This window comes from Treponema porcinum (assembly GCF_900167145.1).
GTDB classification, from domain to species: domain Bacteria; phylum Spirochaetota; class Spirochaetia; order Treponematales; family Treponemataceae; genus Treponema_D; species Treponema_D porcinum.
This window is the reverse complement of sequence record NZ_FUWG01000017.1, coordinates 1-20,521: the sequence shown is the minus strand read 5'-3', so window position 1 is coordinate 20,521 and position 20,521 is coordinate 1. Positions and strand designations below refer to the sequence as shown.

The 20,521-nt window shown below is 42.4% G+C and carries 18 protein-coding genes; 6 read left to right on the top strand and 12 right to left on the bottom strand.

Annotated elements, in window-relative coordinates; translation table 11 throughout:
- Positions 1 to 33: 33 nt before the first annotated feature.
- The 10 genes from B5D55_RS10450 to B5D55_RS10405 form a co-directional block, all read right to left on the bottom strand.
- Positions 34 to 1,278, bottom strand: coding sequence for a PDDEXK nuclease domain-containing protein (locus B5D55_RS10450; protein WP_200805320.1), 1,245 nt, complete (start codon positions 1,276 to 1,278; stop codon positions 34 to 36).
- A 63-nt stretch (positions 1,279 to 1,341) separates the two neighbouring features.
- Positions 1,342 to 1,761, bottom strand: a complete 420-nt coding sequence (locus tag B5D55_RS10445; RefSeq protein WP_078933960.1) for a helix-turn-helix domain-containing protein — start codon at positions 1,759 to 1,761, stop codon at positions 1,342 to 1,344.
- Positions 1,762 to 2,694: 933 nt separating this feature from the next.
- Complete coding sequence (locus tag B5D55_RS10440; RefSeq protein ID WP_078933959.1) at positions 2,695 to 3,168, bottom strand: YkgJ family cysteine cluster protein; 474 nt, start codon at positions 3,166 to 3,168, stop codon at positions 2,695 to 2,697.
- 104 nt (positions 3,169 to 3,272) lie between these two features.
- Positions 3,273 to 3,959, bottom strand: coding sequence for a hypothetical protein (locus B5D55_RS10435; RefSeq protein WP_078933958.1), 687 nt, complete (start codon positions 3,957 to 3,959; stop codon positions 3,273 to 3,275).
- Positions 3,960 to 4,072: 113 nt separating this feature from the next.
- Positions 4,073 to 5,443, bottom strand: a complete 1,371-nt coding sequence (gene radA / locus B5D55_RS10430; protein WP_078933957.1) for a DNA repair protein RadA — start codon at positions 5,441 to 5,443, stop codon at positions 4,073 to 4,075.
- 68 nt (positions 5,444 to 5,511) lie between these two features.
- Positions 5,512 to 6,960, bottom strand: coding sequence for a TrkH family potassium uptake protein (locus tag B5D55_RS10425; RefSeq protein ID WP_407701172.1), 1,449 nt, complete (start codon positions 6,958 to 6,960; stop codon positions 5,512 to 5,514).
- Complete coding sequence (locus tag B5D55_RS10420; protein WP_078933955.1) at positions 6,957 to 8,402, bottom strand: NAD-binding protein; 1,446 nt, start codon at positions 8,400 to 8,402, stop codon at positions 6,957 to 6,959. Before B5D55_RS10420 ends, B5D55_RS10425 begins: the two co-directional genes overlap by 4 nt.
- A complete protein-coding gene (locus B5D55_RS10415) occupies positions 8,403 to 9,047 on the bottom strand; it encodes an ECF transporter S component (protein ID WP_159446214.1) in 645 nt (214 codons plus the stop codon). It abuts the gene before it with no gap.
- A gap of 58 nt (positions 9,048 to 9,105) precedes the next feature.
- Positions 9,106 to 12,111: a hypothetical protein gene (locus B5D55_RS10410; protein WP_078933953.1), complete on the bottom strand. Its 3,006-nt coding sequence runs from the start codon at positions 12,109 to 12,111 to the stop codon at positions 9,106 to 9,108.
- Position 12,112: 1 nt separating this feature from the next.
- Positions 12,113 to 13,528, bottom strand: a complete 1,416-nt coding sequence (locus B5D55_RS10405; protein ID WP_159446213.1) for an alpha-amylase family glycosyl hydrolase — start codon at positions 13,526 to 13,528, stop codon at positions 12,113 to 12,115.
- Between the two features lie 84 nt (positions 13,529 to 13,612).
- Here B5D55_RS10405 and yhbY point away from each other — a divergent pair, with 84 nt between their 5' ends.
- The 5 genes from yhbY (at position 13,613) to B5D55_RS10380 (ending at position 18,815) form a co-directional block, all read left to right on the top strand.
- The gene (yhbY, locus tag B5D55_RS10400; protein ID WP_078934005.1) at positions 13,613 to 13,909 is read left to right on the top strand and encodes a ribosome assembly RNA-binding protein YhbY; all 297 of its coding nucleotides are present in this window, start codon (positions 13,613 to 13,615) and stop codon (positions 13,907 to 13,909) included.
- A 233-nt stretch (positions 13,910 to 14,142) separates the two neighbouring features.
- A complete protein-coding gene (locus tag B5D55_RS10395) occupies positions 14,143 to 15,063 on the top strand; it encodes an ABC transporter ATP-binding protein (RefSeq protein ID WP_078933951.1) in 921 nt (306 codons plus the stop codon).
- A 2-nt stretch (positions 15,064 to 15,065) separates the two neighbouring features.
- The gene (locus B5D55_RS10390) at positions 15,066 to 15,821 is read left to right on the top strand and encodes an ABC transporter permease (protein ID WP_078933950.1); all 756 of its coding nucleotides are present in this window, start codon (positions 15,066 to 15,068) and stop codon (positions 15,819 to 15,821) included.
- Between the two features lie 21 nt (positions 15,822 to 15,842).
- Entirely contained in the window at positions 15,843 to 17,897 is a 2,055-nt protein-coding gene (locus B5D55_RS10385) for a GldG family protein (RefSeq protein WP_078934004.1), read from the top strand.
- A gap of 21 nt (positions 17,898 to 17,918) precedes the next feature.
- Positions 17,919 to 18,815: a DUF4340 domain-containing protein gene (locus B5D55_RS10380; RefSeq protein WP_078933949.1), complete on the top strand. Its 897-nt coding sequence runs from the start codon at positions 17,919 to 17,921 to the stop codon at positions 18,813 to 18,815.
- 120 nt (positions 18,816 to 18,935) lie between these two features.
- On the opposite strand, the gene B5D55_RS10375 is transcribed toward B5D55_RS10380, so the two are convergent.
- Positions 18,936 to 19,202 (bottom strand): DUF2442 domain-containing protein, encoded by a 267-nt coding sequence (locus B5D55_RS10375; RefSeq protein WP_078933948.1) that lies wholly within the window; start codon positions 19,200 to 19,202, stop codon positions 18,936 to 18,938.
- Positions 19,177 to 19,428 carry a DUF4160 domain-containing protein gene (locus tag B5D55_RS10370; protein WP_078933947.1) on the bottom strand — a complete coding sequence of 84 codons (252 nt, stop codon included), beginning with the start codon at positions 19,426 to 19,428 and terminating at the stop codon, positions 19,177 to 19,179. Before B5D55_RS10370 ends, B5D55_RS10375 begins: the two co-directional genes overlap by 26 nt.
- Before the next feature lie 637 nt (positions 19,429 to 20,065).
- Here B5D55_RS10370 and B5D55_RS10365 point away from each other — a divergent pair.
- Positions 20,066 to 20,374, top strand: coding sequence for a hypothetical protein (locus tag B5D55_RS10365; RefSeq protein WP_078933946.1), 309 nt, complete (start codon positions 20,066 to 20,068; stop codon positions 20,372 to 20,374).
- The last annotated feature ends 147 nt before the right edge of the window (positions 20,375 to 20,521 follow it).

The window sequence follows — 20,521 nt, the reverse complement described above, 5'->3', positions numbered from 1 at the left end:
ATCAGATTAAGATTTTAGATGTTATAAAAAGAATTAATTCATTTGTAAATCTGTAAGACTTTTTAGCAAATATGAATCAAGTATTTCTGAACTTGGCAGCCCTATTTCTTCAACCTCTTTTCCAAGTAAATCTGGAATTACATATTCTATTCTTATCTGTTTTTTATTTATGATAAACATCATTCCAATAGCATCATTTTCATGTGCATATTTATCTTGAGTATTATAAAAAATTATTTGCTCTTTAAACTTTTCAAGTTCTGTCAGATTCAGTTTCTTACGACAAATCTTTAATAAAATAAGCCTTCTTGTTGGAATATGATAATAAATCTGGTCTATTATAAAATAGGAATTTTGGTAATAAACTCGCTTTGCTTCATTGCAAAATCCGAATTGTAATCCAGTACCTAAAATGAAATTTCTTACAGGCCTATAAAGTTCACTTTTCTTAATTTTTCTTTGGTCTAAGAAATAATCTTTTGCATTTAAAGGAGAAATAACACTTTTCCCTAACTCTTTTTCAAGGCTCCGTCTGGCAACAGCAGCTACGCTGCCTCCATCCTGAGCACACTGCACATTTTCTTCATAAGTCTGAGGATTTTTTGACTCTGTAATGCTTGATGCTGAGATTTCTGCCAACATATTCAATACTATCTCTATATTTGTCATATTGTCTTGTAATGATTCCTTTTTTAAGCCTTTAAACTTTTTGTATTCCTTTACACTTTTTCCAGACCAGGTTTTACAAATAACATCTAGAAGGTCTGCGTGTTGAAAAGAACTTTCGACTTTATGTAATTTCCATTGATCAGTAAGCTCATTTTTTATTTCTATCGACTTTAACCGCATGTTAATCCAGTCTTCTGAATATCCAAGACGAAGATAGTCTTGTAACCCCTGCTTTATAGATAATTCAGGATTCTGTATTTGATTAAATCTTTCTGCCCCCAATTCAGCTAATTTTTTTTTTAATGGTTCTGCTTTTTTCGACGGAATCGATTGAATTATACGAAACAAGCCATATATATTTACTGTTTGAATTTCTTGCTTCTTTCCATCTGCCCCTGTCATTAAAACCGACACACCATTTGAATCCCATATAGATTTTAGGCTTTCATCATTAGCAATTAGTTCGCTTATATAAACATCAGGATTAGTACAATCAGTAAAAATAGAAATTAAATCGATAACGGAAAAATACCAGTCTTCTTTTTCATCATCCCAAACATATCGTATATTTTTGAGATCAAAAAAAGTAATCGGATTACTATTATTCAAATTATTCTCCTCGCCAATTTTCATAATAAAACAAAAAGAGAATAAAAGAAGTTAACTGTTAGTTTAAACTCCAAGCTCTTCCCGAATCTCTTTCATTGCCTTTTCAAAATCCTGTACTCGGCCTTCTTCAATATCTGCAAGACCTTCAAGCAGGCGATTAACAAGAGTTCTGTAAGTTCCATATTCGGGGGTATTTTCGCGCACCTGCAAATCTGACAAATCAACCTGCTTCAAAACATACAAATCTTCAACATGACAATTATAAAGTTTAGATAAAATATCAAAGTTTTCGATGCACGGGATATTCTTGCACTTTTCATTTTCCCAGGCATAAATAGCAACAGGTGTCTCAAATCCGAAAATCTCCTGCAGCTGTTTTACGCTAAATCCATTTTTATTGCGCAAATCTTTTAAGAGTCGTGATGTTGCCGGTATATCAACAACAGTCCTTTTTGCCGTTTGAAGTGAATATGAATATCCCATAACTTGATTATAATGGAATCTGCAGAAAGAAACAGTAAACTGTTAGTTTAAAAACATTATCTTTCCTAACTGTCAGAAAACCCGGAGGCCACATTTTTTTTGACCTCCGGGTTATCACTCGGAGGAAAAACTATTGCAGAGAGACTGTCAGAAAAACGGATTTTTTTTTCTGTAAAAAACTGAAGCAAACCGATGTTGACAGAAGGAATTTTACGCTATAAACTGCAAAAAGTAACGAAAATGGCTCATTTTATGAGTTTTTTGAAGTTAACCGAATGTGTTTGATAGAAACTGCTATACAGATGTACTGCTCATAACCCGGAGGCCGCAGGGGTTCAAGTTCTGCCCCCGCTATAACAGAAAAACTTCAGCATTGACGCTGAAGTTTTCTTATTTTAAACAAATTGTATTTTAGACAACGCAGGACTCGAAGCGGAGCGAACGCCGACCGAATAGGGAGGAAAAGGCGGCAAGGAGGTCGCCGTCAGTGAACGTAGACGCCGTGGAAGGAGCAGACAGGACGGCTGCGACTGTAACGACGAGTCCTGCCCCCCCCGCTAAAAAAAATCACTTCAGTAATGAAGTGATTTTTTTTGTACAAATGATGTTTGTAAACAATTAGGAAAGTGCTGATTAACACTTGAAGCGATTACTCAGCACTTCCCGTCAAATTGACGTAAGTCATTCACTTACGGACAATTAGCTACATTCAAGGTTAACACTGAAAAATCCTCAATAGGATTTATTCAGTGTTAACCTTGAATGCTATCCGTATTTAGCATAAACAAACTTCCGTGTTTATCTTAGACAAACTTTCGCGTCTAGTTTAAACAGACTTCCGTGTATAATTTAGACAGCCTTTTGTGTTTTACCTAGACACGCAACTGTGTTCTAGCCTGTGTTACTAGGAGTGGATTACAGGGAAACGGAAAATTATTCTTCTCCACGCATAAGTTCTTCTGCCTGTTCGCGCGTAAGGGGTTCGTTTCTGGCATAGGCGCGTTCGTTTTCCCGTATTTCATCTAGCGTCCAAAGCCTTCCCTTGTTCATTCCGGGACACTCTTTTGCACAGTCATCCCAGGTGTGCCTGTCTTTAATCATCCACGTCCAGAAAGGATAGGTAGAACACTGTACCGGGCGCGCCTGATAGGCGGAACATCCGTTTTTCCATAATATACAGTCGTAATTTTTCTGTTCTTTTAGTGCAAGAACCTGCGTTCCGTAGTAATAATCTGCCCAGCGGCAGTATTTTTGTATGAATTCGCCGGCTGAAAGGTTAAAAAATGCGCAGAGGCTGTCAAGGTCGGCGCGGGAAAGATACACGAATCCCGGAGAATGTCCGCAGCAGAAAGAACAGCGCTGGCAGGAAAAATGCACGCCGTCTTCGTAAAAGGGTTTGTTTTCCATAGGTGAAAGTATAGCACGGTATAAAAAATAACAAAAGCAGTTACATTCAAGGTTATCACTGTAAAAAGAAGAAACGGAATGGTTGTAAAAACTGCGCCTTTCTGCTACTGGAAAAAGTGAAATTTAAGGGCAACACCGGCTTTAACGCCACTTACTATGTACTTGTCAAAGTTATCCCAGACGGATTCGCTTTCGTCTGTAAAAATATGCTTGTATCCGCAGAAAATGTCGGTACTCAGCCATTTACAGATGCGCAGTTTGTAGCCGGCAAGCGGATAAATTGAAAGATAAGTTGATTTTGTATCTTCAGTAATTCCGTCGGAATCAGGAAGTTCTATAAAGTCAAAATAGCCGCCGAATGCAATGTACAGTCCGTCAAGTCCTTTCTGAAACGGATAACATTCTGCAAACATTCCGAACGACACTGTAGGACACCAGTCGCCGTCTATGCAGAATGTTGAATGTCCAAAGCAGATTTTTGAAGCAAGATGATTCCAGATATACTGTTCGTAGTAAATGCCAAGTCCCCATCCGCTGTTTTTTAGTCCCATAAACAGATAGTCAAGATCAACGGAAATTATACGCGTGCGGATTTCATCTTTTGAACTAAAGTAAAGCCTTTTCTTTTTTTCTTGCTGTTCGTTTTCAACCGAAATATCAGCCTGTTCTTGCGGCGGTTCTTCCGCTTGAACTTCCAAAGAAGGTGCGTTTTTGCCGTCTGCTTCCTGTGAGTAACAGGAAAGAGTAAAAAGCAGGGCGGCAAAAACAAAAGACACCAATTTTTTATTCATAGGGCGAATTATATCATTAAAGAAGCCTGATTCTCAATGATTAAAATAAATACACTTCTTTACAAAACATCATTTTTTCAGAAAAAAGGCGGATTGTAACAAAGGAATATGCTTTACTTTGCAAAAACTGTTTTTATAAGGCTGCGGATGTCTTTTACACAGGTGATGCCCGCGCCGTTTTCTGGTGCAAGAATATTCGTAAAGCCAAGACCTTCTGCCGTTTTTGCACGCTGTTTTATTTTCGGAACGGTGCGGATTTCTCCGGCAAGGCTAAGTTCACCAAACAAAGCCGTTCCCACAGGAACAGGAACGTCTGTCCGTGCAGAATACATTGCGGCGGCAAGGGCTGCATCTACGGCACTTTCGCTAAGCCGGATTCCGCCGGCAACGTTTATGTAAATGTCTTCATCTAAAAAACGAATGCCTGCGCGTTTTTCAAGGATGGCTGCAATCCGGCTTACCCGTGCAGAATCAATTTTATCGCTGTATACGCGTGAAACTGCCGCTTTTGCCGGTGCTGTAAGTGCCTGTATTTCTACAAGAAAAACGCGGTTTCCTTCAAAAACAGCGGCGCAGGCTACTCCTGCCGGCTGAACATCCCTTCGTTCAGAAAGAAACATTGTTGCCGGATTAAGTACAGGCTCAAGTCCGTTTTCTGTCATCGTAAAAATACCAAGTTCATCTACTGAACCAAAACGGTTTTTCTGCGCATGCAAAAAGCGTACGTCATCGTTATTCCTTTCAAACGAAATGACTGTATCAACCAGATGTTCAAGCGTTTTAGGACCTGCAATTGCGCCGTCCTTCGTAACGTGCGCCGTCATCACAAGAACGCTGTCTCGTTCCTTTACCCAGCCCACAAGCTCATTTGCGCAGTATTTAAGCTGGTTCACAGTGCCGGGAACAATTCCGGCTTCGGCAGAATACACCGTCTGGATAGAGTCTATTATTGTAAAAACAGGATTAAGAGAATCAAGTGCATCAAGAATATCCTCAAGGCGCATAGTGCAAAGAACTTCTATTCCGTGTGAAGAAAGGTGCAGACGTTCGGCGCGTTCCTTTATCTGCGCCGCGGACTCTTCTCCAGAAACGTACAGAATGCGCTGTGAAGAACCGCTTTTTTTTACGGAAAATGCAAGGCTTGCTGCCGTTTGCACAAGAAGCGTTGATTTTCCGATTCCAGGCTCACCGCCGATTAAAATAGCAGAACGTTTTTCAGCACCTCCGCCAAGAACGCGGTCAAATTCATCTATGCCGGTAAGAATTCGGGAAGTATCTTTTGCTTCCACAGAAGAAAGCGGAACAGGCTTTACTTTTACGGAAACATCTGAGCCGCGCCCTGCAGGACTTACAGCATTTGAATCTACAATACATTCTTCAAATGTGTTCCATTCTCCGCATTCAGGGCATCTTCCAAGCCAGCGCGGCTGTGAATATCCGCAGCCGGAACATTTATAGACAACAGAACCGTTTTTTTTCGCCATTTTTTCTCCCTTAAAAAGTCAAGAAAATAAGTTTTTCAAAATGCCTTATCTTTTTTCTGCATTCCGCCTTATTTTTTCCAATACGACGGAAAAAAGAAGAAAAGCATTGTGTAAAGTTCAAGACGGCCGGCAAGCATTGCAAAGCTGTACCACCATTTTAATGCTGCCGGAAGAAAGCTGTAGTTGAACGAAGGTCCTAATTTTCCGAACGCAGGACCTATATTTCCGACCATTGAAAGGGATGCGGAAAATGACGTAAAAACATCAAGGTTTGCAGCGCATCCGGCAAGGGTCGTTGCAAAAACAAGCGCAAGATACACGGTGATAAAAGCTGCTACATTGAATACGATATCATTCCGCCCCGGACGGTTGTTCAGCCGGATATTAAAAATTCCGTGCGGATGAAGCATTCTTTTTGTTTCGTTGTTCACCTGTTTGAAAAGCACTACCCAGCGGATTATTTTTATTCCGCCGCCCGTAGAACCGGAACACGCACCTGTAAAGAACAAAAGAAAAATAATAAGCTGAGCCGCCGAGGGCCACAGCGTATAGTCCGCAGTTGCAAATCCGGTTGTCGTTATAATGGAAACTACCTGAAACGCCGCATAACGCAGTGCCGTTCCAAAAGAATGGTACACAGGAATAAGGAAAAGCGTAACTGATGCAATGCTTACTCCAACAACAGCAGAATATGCCTTAAGTTCAGAATTCTCCCTTATTTCCGCAAGTTTTCCGGTTACTGCAAAATAGAACAGGCTGAAGTTTATTCCGGCAAGGAACATAAACACCGTGCATATAATATCCACCGGAACGGAGTCATAGCTTCCTATACTTGCATTTCTGGTAGAAAAACCGCCTGTTCCAAGGGTTGCAAATGCGTGGCACAGTGCATCAATAAAATCCATTCCGCAGAGCATAAGAAGTATTGTCTGCAAAACTGTAAGTACAAAGTAAATGAGCCACAGCACTTTTGCCGTAGTAGTAATTTTTGACGTAATCTTACTTTTTTCAGGACCAGTCGTTTCCGCCTTTATAAGTTGAAATCCGCCCACGCCCAAAAGCGGAAGAAGCGCAACTGTAAGCGCAACAATTCCCATTCCGCCAAGCCAGTGCGTCATGCACCGCCACAAATTCATACTGCGCGGCAATATTTCTATTTCAGAAAGAATTGTTGCTCCTGTTGTGGTAAAGCCGGAAACGCTTTCAAAAAATGCGTTTGTAAAAGAAGGAATGCAGCCGCTTATGCAAAACGGTACTGCGCCAAAAAGGCTTGTAAAAAACCATGATGATGCAACAATGACGAACGTTGAACGTATTGAAAGATTGATTTTCTTTTTGCGGAAAAATACGAGGTTTACAAGAACGTATAAAATTCCGCTTGCCACCATAGGAATTAAAAATGAAGGAATTACGCTGTATTCCGAACAGGCAATAGCCGTAATAACAGGAACGACAAGCGTTGAACCTACAATGCCCAAAAGCGCCGTAACAATCTGAAACAAACCGGAAGCCATTATTTTTCCCTGCCGCTTTCAAACAGCTCAAGAACACGGCGCGTTTCGTCTGCCTGCGCAATAAGCACAAGATGGTCGCCTGTAGACACGCACGTTTCACCGTTTGCAATTTCGTATTCATCAGTTCCCGGATGCTTGTCCAAAAGCACAAGATATTTTCCAGGTTCTGCCAGTTCCTTTACCTTTTTACCGCTGACTTTTGAGTCCGCCGGTAAAATACATTCTATAATTTCAAGATTGCCGTTTGTAATCGTGTGGACTTCTTTTACTGCTTTTCCGCGCATGTGGCTCATAATTGAATCAACTACTACGTCGCGCAGGGAAACGGTTACATCAACTCCCAGTTTCTGCGCAATTGTGGCAAACGCGGCGCTTGTAACAAGACTTACAGTCTGCTTTACGCCAAGCGATTCAAGATATGCAGAAAGAACCATATTCAGTTCGTGGTTGTGCGTTGCGCAGATAGCCAGATCGAACGACGGAATTCCCTCTTCCGCAAGGAAACTTTCGTCAGTTGCATCGCCGCGGCATACAGAAGCTTCCGGAAAACGTTCTGCGGCGGCTTTTGCAAGCTGTTCGTCTGAATCAATTATTACGATTTTCTGCGAAGACTTTCTGGATTTTTCTGCAAACATTTTTATAAAAGAGCTTTTTTTAGGCTCAACGATTTTGCTTGCAACAAGCGTTCCTATTCTTCCTGCACCGATAATTGCAATTTTTTTCAAATCCTGCTGGCGGGAGCCGCACAGTTCAAGGACTTTGCTCAAGTCGTTTTTGGAAACAAGGACTCCAAGACTGCATCCGGGTTCCATTACGGTGTTTCCGTTAGGCAAAGTCGTATTTCCGTCAATTTCAACGTATGCAACAAGAAGCGGAACCGGACAAAGCGTACGCATTTCCATAAGCTTGTGACCGGCAAAAACGCTTCCGGCACAAACAGAAACGCATGAAATCTGCATTTCTGAATTATCAAACGAAACTACGCTGCTTAATGCACCGTTTTCCACAGCCTGAACAATTGCTTCTGCCGCCTCTACGTCCGGGTGAACCATATAGTCAATTCCGTATAGCGGACGGTGCTTGCCCGTAAAGGTTGTTGCATGGGTTTTCTGCGCGGCGGTAGTATTTACGTAATACGCATAGTTCCGTACGCGTGCAATTTTTAAGATTTCTGGATAAACGGCATCAACAAGCGAACAGGTTATCATATTCACCTCATCGCTTCCAGTAAGGCAGACAAGCGCATCTGACCGTGCAATGCCGGCTTCTTCAAGCGTTTCTATATTATTTCCGTCGGCAACCATTACGGTGCAGTCAAGACGGTTTGCCGCGTGGCGCATAATTTCTTCGTCATTATCAATAAGAACGACGTTGTTCTTTTCGTTTATGAGAAGTTTTGCAAGCTGAATGCCGGTAAAACCAGCGCCTACTATTACTATCCGCATTTAGTCCTTGTTTTCTTCAGAAAAGATTTTTGCCTTTTTGCTTGATGCCGCAGACATTGCCGCCGTAACTGCCGCACAGACGAACGTTGCTGCAACTGCTTCAAGAAGCGCACCGGGAAGAATAACTCCCATCACCATAACAAAACCCATCCCGCCCATCGTTTCGCTCATCTGCGAATTAAGAAAAACGTACATAGAGCCGATTACCATAACTGTATGGAGAAGCGTCGTAAGAAAAGACGTAACTGCCGCGCACAATGCTTTTGGAAAAACAGAAACCATAGAAAGAAGGCGGAAAACGCCCCAAGCGGCCGCACCAAAAAGCATGCGCGGCAGGACAGAACAGAACGGATTTACAAAAAGCGGATCAAGAAGTCCGGAAGGATTTGCCGCCGCATTTACAAGACTTGTAAGCCCGAAAACAAGACCGGTAACAATTCCGCCGGGAAGTCCTGCAAGAACAGCCGCAAGAATTACCGGAATGTGCATTATCGTTAAAGAAGCGGCAGGACTAAGCTGTATATATCCAAGGTGAAGACCAGGAATTCCCATAAGAATGATGAGCGCACTGAATGCGCCTGTAATTGCAATGCGCCTGTTTTTTGACGCAACAAGTGAAATAGAATTCAATTTTATTTCCCCCATAGATATGTACAATATCATATTTACGCCGTTACTTCAAATTGAACAGGGAAAAAATATCCTAAAACACTGTTATTCCGCAGATGGAGGCGGAATAGTGGTTCTGGTCAGGATCCGGGTGCTGGCGGTATAAAAACTGCGCTTTAAGTTCAAAGCGGAACGCAGGGCGGGAAAGTCCGCCGATGTTTGGTGTAAGCATAAACGAGGCGGAAAGACAGGCTTCGTCATAATAGAAAAAATCGCCTTCGCAAAGGTAACGCATATAATCTGCTGCATCAAAAACAGCCCAGGAGTCCATATAACTGCGCCAGTCGTGCGTGAATTTTCCCATATAATAGCCACTAAGGGTAAAGCGGTTTACGTACAAAAACGGCATTTTTACAGTCGATTTCTGAATTTCTTTTGTAAAGAACACACATTCTGCAAGTGCGCCAAGAAAATAACTTTTTGACGGAAAAAGGAACACTTCTGCAGAAAGCGGAAGAAGCGCGCTGTTTTTTGCGGTAAAATCAAGTCCGATGTTCTGGTAGCCGTCATATTCATACGACGGTTCTGAAACACAGGCGCACCAGTTCTGCATATAGACTGCGCTGAGTTCTACGCCTGAATAATCATAAAATCCTTTGCCGGATCTTTTAATCGTTCCAAGTCCGGCAGAAGTAATGTCTGCAAAAAGAATGCGGTGCGTATCATCATCTGATTTTAGCGCGCCAAAAAATTCTTCCGAATCCAAAGGTATTTCCGTAAGTCCCTGCCGTCCTTCAAAAATCTGCGCATTCTGCAAAAACGAAAGATAAGTTCTTCTGCCAAGCGCAATTTTTGAAGAAAAGTTTAATGCTCCGTACGCCTGTTTATAGCCGTCTAAATCAAATTCCACCTGTAAAAGCGCATAATATGAAAGAAGCTGCGTTTCGGAAGTTCCGCCGTATATTCCTGCAAGAAGCGCGGCAGATTCCGTAAGCGGATTAAATCCTGCGGAAAAACCGAAAAGCGGATATGTCCAGGGCGTTCCTGTTATATAGGAAATGCCGAACGGAACAAGAACTGCCTCAAGCGCGTCAGCAGATTTTTTTATTACATACGACTGCGTAAGGGCAAACGGCACGAATGTTCCGTGAGGCCCAGAGAATGCGTATTTTGCAGGAGAAAACGGTTTTGATGCGGAAGAAAATTCCGGGAATGGAGAATCGGCCTGCGTTCCTGAAGAAACTGCTTGCGGCAGGGGCGAAACGGCGGAAAGGGCGGCGGCATTTTGCAAACCGGGCGCAAATTCCGAAATCCGTACAGAATACGTTTCAAACGTCATTTTTTGCAAATCGGCAGTAAAAATGGCGTTTGACTCAAAAAAATGCGCAGAATAAACGTACTTTTTGCCCGATACGCAGGACGGAGAAAATATGCCGCCGGAAGAATCGCGCGTACTAAGGGAGAAGTCAGCTTTTCTGCCGGAAATGTCAGCGGAAAGAAGGGCAAGACGCGGCATTGTTCCGGGACGCGTAAAGGAAAACGCAAGGCGTTCCGTTCCGTCTGCTCCGGCGCGCACATTTACTGTCTGTATGACCATATCTTTTTCCGGAAGCGGAACAGTCCATTCCGTTTCGTACTGTAAGGCAGAAAATGCGCGGATTGTGTATTCCATTCCGTCTTTTAGAATGTAGAATACGCGCCCAGAACTGCTCCCCGAAGGAGAAAAAACTCCCTTCCCGAAGCCAAACTTTTTCTGCCTTACCAAAACGGCTTTTTTCACAGAACCGTTTTTCCCTTCCGTAAGGCTGTACAAATTCAACGTACAATACTGCGAATGAGTTTTTACCGCCGCAAGATACCATTTTCCGTCTGCAAGGAAAACTGTACCGTCGCGGATGCCGCTTTCCGGGAGGGTAAACGAACGGCGCGTTTTTGTATTTATGATGCGTATTTTGTTTTTAGGAACGCGCCCTGAAAGCGACGTATAGGAAACCGCAAGAAGTTCTCCACCGGAAGAAATGTTCAGGCGCGAAACGTCATCCTGCGTACACAAAGTTTTTGCGCGAGACAATGCACCTTCTTCAAACGAACCGCCTGTTTTTCCGCGCCCGAAACATGCATATTTTACGGAGGCGGAATCTGCATCATAAAACGCGGCACCTTCTTTCGATGCGCAAACGAGGCTTACGTTTTTAAGATTTCCGTTTTTTCCGCCGGCAGTAAGTGCCGCGCACCAGTCTTCTTCCGCAGGGTCGCAAGAAACGTCCGGCACTTCCACCGAATCATAAAATTCTTCCCATGCATCTTGAATCGGAAAACCGTAAACTTTCTTAAAGCAGCCAAAATACGTAAGCGTCTGAAAATTGACGCATTTGTACCAGAATCGTGCGTATTTTTCCATTCCGTACTTCTGCTGAAGAAAAGCGCTGAATGCTCCGCCAAAATAATAGCTTAGCTGTCCGGACGGATATACGTCACGCGCGCCCTGCACTTCCGAAAAACGCGGAAATTTACCTTCAATTTTTGCCTGACGCACAAGCTGTTTGTGATATTCGCTGTTCAGCCGCCCTTCTCCGCCGCTGCTTTCTACAGAAACGGATGCACCTTCTGCCCATCCTGACGTTATCGTAAGAAGCGCAGGATTATACGTATCGCCGCCGATTTTTTTTACTTTTGTCCAGAAATTATTGTGAAGGTTGTATGTAACTGCGTGAATAAGCTCGTGGCGGAACGTACTTAAAAGCGTTTCGGAAAAAACAGCAAACGATTCCGGTGGAACGGTATCGTACATAACAATGTGACTGAACGGCGCGCTTGAATAATACGCATTAAATTCGTCCTGAGCCGGAGAAATGACTACAGGAAGGCGGAACGTATGCAAAAGACCAAACAGATTTGAAAGTTCGGTGAAAATTCCGTCTGCATTTTCATAAAGGACTTCAGCACTTTTTTCCGAACCGGGCGCATAGATAATGTCAAAATATTCTGTCCGGACAATTTTTATGTTATTCTGACCGGCCATCACCCCATCGTAGCAGAATAAAGCCTGGCAGAAAAAAATCAGCATAAAAAAGCCAAAAAACACCCTTCGCTTGTTCATATTATTCCACACTGTCTTTTACGTAAATGCACCAGCCAGTGCCTGAATACGCAGGCGAAAATCCGTCCGGGCACGAATATGTGGTGTTTCCAAGCGAAACGACAGCCTCTCCGGCAGAACCAGTAATTTTTGCCGCATACAGCGATGAAGTTTTAGAAAGAGTTTCACGCGCACTTGTATTTGTAATTCCAAGAGTTTTCCGCAAATCTATTAAATATTTTATGTGGTCGTGAAGGGTCTGCGTAGTTCCGGGAACTTTTTCATCGCATACAGAATCAGAAACTCCGCCAAAATAATGCTGCCATGCAACGCACGGCGTTCCGGGATGAGTAAGAATAAGAACATAAGCTGCACCAACGTCAGCCGGATCTGTATACCAGTGTTTCTGCGTAGAACCGGTATCGTGATTGTCAACGAACGTAACGGCGGCTTCCGGATTACTTATCATAAGGTTAGACTCGTCTGCAAGCAGATTGTAGTGCGAATTTACCGCGTTCGTCGTTTTGTTTCCAAAAACAGTATTAATTGCGCCTTTAAGTGCAAAGTCGAACGCACAGGAATACTGCCCGCCGTCCGAAGCAGTTTCTGCCACCCAGCTTTTTATAGCGTTTCCCCAGGCATTTGGATTTAAATAACTGTAGCCAGCAGTCGGCCAGTATTCACCAACCGAAAAAACAGGTTCTGTTTTCTTGTTGTACATTCCTACGTATTTTCCGGCATAGCCCTTTACAAAATCGTACCGCCAGCCGCAAAATCCCAAATCTTTTAACTTTCCAAGAAACTCTATAATTCCGTTCTGAACGTCTGAATTCGTATGATCAAGGTCGCGCCCTGGCTCATAGCTTTTGCCGGTGTCTTCTGCACCGCGCATTGAAGCTGGAACTTTTCCCATACAATCCGGCTCTTTTTCAAAACCTTCATCGTCAGAGCAGATTGCCTTATAATTGACTCCTTTTTCAGTACCAAACGACGGTTCCGTAAAATCGCCCCAGCTTGTAGTTCCGCAGCGGTGATTTATAACAACATCTGCGATTGCCTTTGCAGGACTTATTGCAGTTATTGCAGACTTAAGCTGTTCTTCCGTGCCGTATTTTGCATCAAAATCATACAGTTTGCGCGGAAGATAGCCCTGGTCGCTGTTTGAATCAGAGCATGGCGGAAACCATACGTATTCAAAGTCATTTCCGATTTCTTCTGCATTGCTTTCTATAACGTTCCACCATGAAGAAGATTTGCAGCTTTCCCAGGAAAATCCCTGAAGCATAACAGTATTATCCTCTGATGAAATATTGTTTGAAATAACCGTTTTGTCCGGCGTTCCGAATTCCGTAATTCCATCTCCGCTTCCTGAACTTCCGTTACTGCAACCTGCAAAAAACGCCGCCGCACAGAACAAAGCAAATACACCCTTTTTCATAAAAAATCCTCGCAAAAAAAAATAGTTTCCTCGGTCATTTCGATATAAATTGAAAATCTGCCTGTTTGCTGATACTATTATAGAATGATTGAAATAACTAGTAAACAGAGAAAAGTTCTTGAAAAGGCAGCCCATTCGCTTGAGCCTGTCGTTATTGTAGGGCAGAACGGCGTAACGGACTCGCTTACGGAAAAAGTTGCGCAGTCACTTGAGGCGCACGAACTCATAAAAGTAAAATTCAACGATTTTAAGGATGACAAGCGGGAACTCACGGAAAATCTTTGTAACTCCTGCGGTGCCCTGCTTGTTAGAATAATAGGCAACATTGCAATTCTGTACAAAGAACAGGAAAATCCTGAAAAAAGAAAAATCAAAATTTAAACAACCAGAAAATAACGGCTGGCGGCAGTTCCTGCGCAAAATACGGGGAAGGCCGCCAGTCTTGCACAGGAGGTGTAATAAAAACTTTGCCTGAAATAGCGTCAAAGTTTTTATTCACAAGTTCGCGTTGCGAACTTCCTTATCAACTGCCGCTTCTCATTTCATTGCGAAGCGGCATAAAAAGTCAATCGATTGCTGAAACAATCTTCTTGACTTTTTATGGGAGTGTATAAATGATAGAAGTCAGTAACGTTTCCCGCGTTTTCGGAACGTTCAGGGCAGTTAACGACGTCAGTTTTTCAATTCCTACAGGACAGATTGTCGGTCTGCTAGGTCCGAACGGTGCCGGAAAGACAACGACAATGCGTATGATTACAGGATTTTTAAAGCCAACGTCAGGAACAATCAAAATTGACGGAACGGACATTACGGAAAATCCCGTTGAATCAAAGCGGAAAATCGGCTATATGCCGGAAAGTGCGCCATTGTACGGCGATATGATTGTAGATGATTACCTGCGATACATTGCACGGATGCAGCAGCAGGATGAAAACGTAAAAGTTCCTCTTTTATGCAAAGAATGCGGACTTGAAGAAGTAATGCATAAAAATATCGGCGAACTTTCGCGCGGATACAGACAGCGTGTCGGTCTTGCGCACGCCCTTATGAATGACCCGGAAATCCTTATCCTGGACGAACCTACAAGCGGTCTTGACCCTAATCAGGTTGAAGACGTGCGTGCGCTTATAAAAGAAATCGGAAAAACAAGAACCGTAATCATTTCCACGCACATATTGAGCGAAGTAGAAATGCTTTGTAGCCGCGTAATAATAATCTCCGGCGGAAAACTTGTTGCAGACAGCCCGACAGACCAGCTGCGCACGCGCTACGGAAATGCGGCTGTTGTCCGCGTAAACGCAAACGCCACGGAAGCGCAGCTTTCTGACTCGCTCAAAGGCATTGATGGAATTCAGAGCCTTTCGTTTGAAAAGTCAGAAACAGGCGCAACTGCACTTATTGCAATTCAGGGAGACTTGGAAATCCGGCCTGCAGTTGCAAAAGCCGTTCTTTCTTCCGGCTATGATTTGTATGAACTTAGCCTTCAGCGCAACAGCCTTGAGGACGTATTCCACATTCTTACTACAGGAGCGTAAAAATGACAAACAATAATAAATCTGCTCATCCCTCAATAATTATTATGAAGCGGGAGCTTGGTGCATATTTTTCAAGCCCTATTGCATATATTGTCATCTGCATAAACATCATTCTGCTTAGCCTTGCCTTTTTTAAAGGTCTGTTTCTTGGCTACAACTTCTTTCTATATAAAAGCGCCGATATGAGGATACTGTTTTTATTCCAGTCAATCCTGCTGACGCTTTTTATACCGATTCTTACAATGAAACTGTACTCGGATGAAAAACGTTCCGGCTCGCTTGAAACGCTGATGACGCTTCCTGTTACAGAAACAGCAGTCGTTACGGGAAAAACACTTGCTGCATTCATTACATCTCTTGCCGTAATTGCGCCCAGCATTTTCTTCCCAATTTTAATTTCGTTCTGCGGAAAACTTGACGTAAACCAGATTGTTGCCGGCTATCTGGGACTTGTCCTTGTATGTGCGCTTTTTTCTACAATCGGAGTATTTGCTTCGTCGGTAACAAAGCACCAGATTGTGTCGCTTTTCGTGTCACTTCCTGCATGCGCCGTACTTATGAGCATTTACGTGCCGTTCTCCATTCCAAAGAGCGTTCCGCGTTTTATAGACGAATTCTTCAAGTTTCTTTCGACATTTGAACATTTTACGTCAATTTCGCACGGAATTATAGACATACGCGACATTCTGTATTTTGTAACTGTAACGGCATTCTTTTTCTGCCTTACAGTCGTTACGCAGCAGAATGAAAGAAAATAAAGTAATAAGATGGGAGAAACTATGAAAAAATTTTTACAATGGATAAAAAGCCCGGCAAGCGATTTTGCGCTGTTCGTCATTCTTCTTGTACTCGCAAACATCGCGTTCAAAAATGCGCACCTTCGCTTTGACATTACGCAACAGGGCGCATATTCGCTTTCAGAAGCAAGCAAAAGGACGGTAAAGACGCTTACAGAACCGCTTTCCGTAAAGGTGTTCTTTTCAGATAACCTTCCGACCGGCTACAGCAAGGTATACCAGTACGTAAAGGACATTCTCGTTGAATACAAAGGTGCTGCCAACAGGAATTTCAGCTACACGTTCTTTGATATGAACAAGCCTGAAAATCAGAAAATTGCCGCCGGCTACGGTCTGCGCCAAATTCAAATTCAGGAAGTAAAGAACAACGAAGTCGGTTTCAAGCAGGTTTGGATGGGGCTTGCAATTACTTACGGTGATTCAATCGAAGTAATCGACGGAATTCAGTCCGAATCTGGCTTTGAATACAACCTTACCACCAAAATTGCAAAAATCATTTCTACAACAGATGCTCTTGCAGGTCTTGGAGAAAACGACAGGATTACAGTTTCACTGTATGCATCCGATGACTTAAAGCAGTTCAGAATAAACGGATTTGACAAGATTGACGCAACAGTGCAGACAGCATTCAACAAAGTAAACAAAAAAACGTTAAACCGGTTGAACTATGTACGCCAGTATATAATGCAGGAAGACATCGATGCAATTTCCGAAAAATACGGTCTTCAGACATTCAGCTGGCAGAACAAGGACGGAAGTCAGGGACTTGGAATATTCGGTCTTGTCATTGAGCACGGCGAAAATTTCCGCGTACTGCCTCTTTCAATTCAGCGTTCTCTGTTCGGTTACGTAATCTCCGGCACAGATACGCTTGAAGAAAGCATGAACGAGGGAATTCAGGGACTTCTTGCAAAAGTAAAGCAGGTTGGCTACATCACAGGTCACGATGAAGCAGAACTTTCTGACGAAAACGGCACGAGCATTCACTTTGTAACTCTGCTTTCCGATATGTACGAACTTAAAAAAATCAACCTTGCCGACGAAGATATTCCTTCAAACCTTACTTCAATCATCGTAAACGGCCCGAAATCCGCATTCAGTGAGGAAGAACTTTACAAAATCGACCAGTTCGTTATGCGAGGAGGAAACGTAATGCTGTTCTGCGATCCGTTCAATATGGAACAGCAGAACTACTACCAGCCGGCAACGTTTACCCCGATAGCCACAGGACTGAACAGGCTGCTTTCTTCTTATGGAATTCAGCTTGAAAGTGCATACGTATTCGATGAAAACTGTTACAAGGCGCGCCAGCAAACAATGCAGGGAATACAAAGCTTTGACCTGTACTGGGCACCGATGATGTCAAACCGAGAACTTAATCAAAAAAACCCGATTACAAAAAATTTGGGCTACGTAATTTTCCTTCAGCCGGGAAAAATCAACACAGACATAGCAGTACCGGACGGAATAAAGCGTACCGTTCTTGCACACAGTTCCGAAAAATCATGGACTCAAAGCCAGAATATCCAGCTTACTCCGAACATCGGCGTTCCGTATGACAAATCTACGGAAAAATCAGAAGCGCTTGCCGTTCTTGCAGAAGGTAAATTCAAAAGTGCATTCGACAAAAACCCAGCGGAAACTGAGTCCGGCGCAGAAGACGAACTTTCAACAACAACGCATATTTCACAGGCGCGCCAGAGCGGAAAGATTTTTGTTGCCGGAACGTCATACATCACGAGCAATCAGCTTATTGATGAAAACTGTAGCGAACCGGTCGCACTTTTCGTACGGAATGCAGTTGATTATATGAACGGCAACGCAGACTTGTGTTCAATGCGGACAAAGGGAGTTTCGTTCCAGACAATTGACAGAACTACCGGCGTTTATGCACGCTTTGTAGAATATTTCTGTATGTTCGGACTTGCGCTGCTTATCATCGGAGCAGGACTTTTTGTATGGAGAAAGCGCACAATCAGACGGCGGAAAATCCACAACGTATACAACCCAAACGATTCGCGCGAAATCACAAAATAAAATCATCAGAAGGTGTAAAATATGAAAACACGAAAAATAGTTCTTCTTGCTTCCTGCGCTGTTCTTCTGTGCGTATGCATTATTCAGGCAATAATCGCAGGTCATAATCCGGTAAAAACGCTGGCAATACAAGAGTCACCGGATTTTATAGAAATTTCAGGTCCGTCATCAAATACAACGCTTTCTCTTGACGGCACTACTTGGTATGTAGGGAACGACTCGTTCCAGGCAGACAAGTCTTCCGTCGACATGATTTTAAATGCCGTAAAGGAAATCAAAGTGCTTGATACAGTCGGAAAACTTGGAAGCGATGATTTTAACGCACGCTACGACCTGAACGACGAAAAGGCATACTCAATCACCGCAAAAAAGGGCGATGCCGTTATCCGCACGATACTCCTTGGAAAAACTTCATCTACCGGCTCGCAGACATATCTTGCGGCAGACAAATCTAAGGATATCTACCTTGTTTCAGGAAACCTTCAGTCTGTGTTCAACAAGACGGAAGATTCTCTAAAAAGTAAAATTGTCTACAATGTAAGTGCCGCAAGCATAACGGCAGTAAACAGCACCGTAGGAAAAACAACATTCCGCATTGAACGCGATATGTCGGAAGAAAATGCAGTATGGAAGTTCACGGGAAATCAAGGAACGGAAATTGACAGCGAAAAAGCAGATGCCTGGGTGAACCAGCTTGCTTCATGCACAGCTTCCGGCTGGGAAGATGATGCAAAACGCCTTCCTGATGAAAAAACGGCTTCCGTAGAAATCATCACTACAGAAGGAACAATCACTGTTGATATTTTCAAGGAAGATGACTCATATATAGGCGCAAGCAGCAAAACTCCGCACCGCTTTACCCTTACAGAAACGTCGGCAGCAAAATTCAAAAAGACCGCCGGCGAACTGAAAAAATAGCCGGAGCGCAGACTGCTGCTTCAAGATTATTTTTATTAGTAAAAACATAAAAAACACGCCGAGAATTTTTGGAAAAACTCGGCGTGTTTTTTGAGATGTTCTGAATTTACAAATTTGAGTTTATGCCCGTTTCTTTTCGTCTGAAACAGAAGTATCCTGCATAAGCAAATTTGGAACATACAAATCTTCATCAAGGGAATCCCAATGAATACCAATTCCGTTTCCGCTTAGTTCATAATTTTGCAAATCCGATTGTGATGCATTTTCAAAACTTGGAAAATAAGATTTTGGAACAGAAAGCTGCCTTCCATCAATTAAAGAAATCCACATATTATAGTCATCAAACCAAACTGACTTTGCTTTAGCATTTTCCTTTGAAAAATTCATTCCATGCCTCCTTAACAATGTCGGTTTTTGAATTTAGGATTCTTTGAATAGTATTTAATTCCTGAGAAGAAAATCCTATGTTATCAGCAAGCTCTGATTTTTCTTTTACCCAAAATTTTGCAAGGTTTCCATTTTTTCGCACATGAATATGACAAGGCTCCAATGGATTTCCTTCATTTGAAAAAAAGAAAAATTTATAACCAGAAATTTCAAAAACGCTTGGCACGGATATATTATATCATAGATGAATGATTTTTCCAGCAAATCCACACAAAATCTAAAAATAAAAATGTCAAAGAACAACGTAAAATTCTTCAGCAATTTTACTTAGCGAAAAATGTAAATATTTCACCAAAAACAAGGGATAAGATGACAGAAAACTCATACAAAAACTTGCCCACAGACATTTCACCTGTAATTGATATAAGGAACTGCTGTCAGACACCATCAGTGAACTACGAAACCTACCGCCACCCACAACCTACACACTTTCAACGGAAAAACATTCTTTTCATGCAAAAGTAACAGAGAAGAAAAGAAGTCTGCCACGTCTATGAGAAAAACAGAATTAAACCCTCCGCACGAATAAAATATGGTTTCCCCTGTCAAATATTACGAGATTTCATGTAAATGGAAGGATTTCTCTTAATACAAGCAAAAGAATATTTACGCTGATTCTACGTGACAGCTATAAGTGGAAAAAAAATATATGCTATATACAGTTCATTAAAGCAAATAACATCCGAAAAAACTCATTTAATAACATAAAAAGAAGAACATGACGAATTGCAAGATTTTCTTATTAGGTGTACACTACAGAATAGAAAAATTTTAGTCAGTTACTATATTACAGGAGAAAAATTATGGCTCTGACAGCTGCAATATGTACTCAGTGTGGTGCACAAATTCAAGTTGACGAATCAAAAGAAGCCGGAATCTGTCCTAACTGCGGAACTGCATTTATTACAGAAAAAGTAATTCACAATTTTGTAACTAATAATAATTTTGCAGGGGCAACAATCAATGTGCAGGGCGGTGTTGATATTGAAAATTTATACACACTTGCTCGCCGTGCTGTAGATGCTAATAATAAAGATGATGTTTTAAAATATTATGGACAGATACGAGAATGTTCTGCCCAAAGTGAACTTGGACTTTTTTATAAAAGCTAATAAGGTGGTTTAAGCCTGTTGAGCTAACCAATAAGCTCTTCTTTTTATATCTGCATTATGAAGCTTATTTCTCCTGTCTGCAAGTCTTTCTTCTTTTCTTCCTGCAAAATAATCTTCCGGAGTCAGATAAAGAAGCGCGCCGTGCAG